Raw genomic sequence first — 1,114 nt, 5'->3', positions numbered from 1 at the left:
CAAGCAGTCTTAGTCACTAGTTTTTCGTGCGATGAACAGAAAAACGTCACTCAGTTCTATTTTGACAAGTCCTTTGCATATCGCAGCTTCCATTTTCGCTCTAATGTTAAGGCTAGAGCACCGCCAAAATTATTTCCCTCTCTCGTTTAAAACATAAAATTTTACTAGCGTAAGCTAGAACTTATTATTGAGGTAAATAATGTTATCCGTATTTAAAAAATGCCGATGGCCCATCGCCGTTGGTTTCTATTTTATCTGTAGCGTCGTTTTCGGGCATGGCATGTCCGAAGCAGATAAGGCAAAAGCCTTAGAAGCAACTAACTGGGATTTTATTGAGTTAGGCGCAAGCCACATGGTCACCGGTTATGACCATTTACTCTTTCTTTTTGGGGTTGTTTTCTTTCTGACTCGATTTAATGACATTGTTAAGTTTGTCACTGCTTTTACAATTGGTCATTCGATCACGCTGCTTTTTGCAACGCTTTATCAGATCCAAGCAAATTACTATCTTGTAGATGCAGTCATTGCGTTGACCGTCATATACAAAGGTTTTGATAATCTGGGTGGGTTTAAGAAGTATTTAAACATCGCTTCTCCGAATCTGCTTTTGATTGTCTTCGTTTTTGGTTTGATTCATGGCTTTGGTCTTTCAACCCGCCTACAAATGCTCCCGTTATCTGAAGAAGGGTTAGTGCTTAAAATTCTTTCGTTCAACTTAGGTGTAGAACTTGGTCAAATTGCCGCATTGACTGTCATGCTTGGTTTATTGGCTATTTGGCGCAAAACCAAGTCATTTAAAAACTTCAGTAATGCAGCGAATGTTTTTCTAATATCGCTTGGTGTTTTGCTGCTGTTGCAGCAATTGCATGGATACTCGCACACCTCCCACCCAGATGATTTCGGCTTTAGCACCGACAACCATCTACATGAACACGAGAAAATGTCTAGTGACATGGAGAGTGAAATAGAGAGCGAAATGACGAATCAAAGACCGAGAACTTCTCACGACTCAATTGACTAAAACGACAATAATTTAAAGAGGAATATTTATGAAATACTTAATTAGCGCTCCATTGATCTTAGTTATGTTTCTATTCGGGCAAACTGCATTGGC

The 1,114-nt window shown here is 39.4% G+C and carries 1 protein-coding gene; it reads left to right on the top strand.

What is annotated here, in order from left to right:
* Window positions 1-280: 280 nt before the first annotated feature.
* Window positions 281-1,021, top strand: coding sequence for a HupE/UreJ family protein (locus A3729_RS06750; RefSeq protein ID WP_082880592.1), 741 nt, complete (start codon window positions 281-283; stop codon window positions 1,019-1,021).
* Window positions 1,022-1,114 lie beyond the last annotated feature (93 nt).

The organism is Oleiphilus sp. HI0043 (genome assembly GCF_001634935.1).
This window is presented reverse-complemented; position numbering and strand designations above follow the sequence as displayed.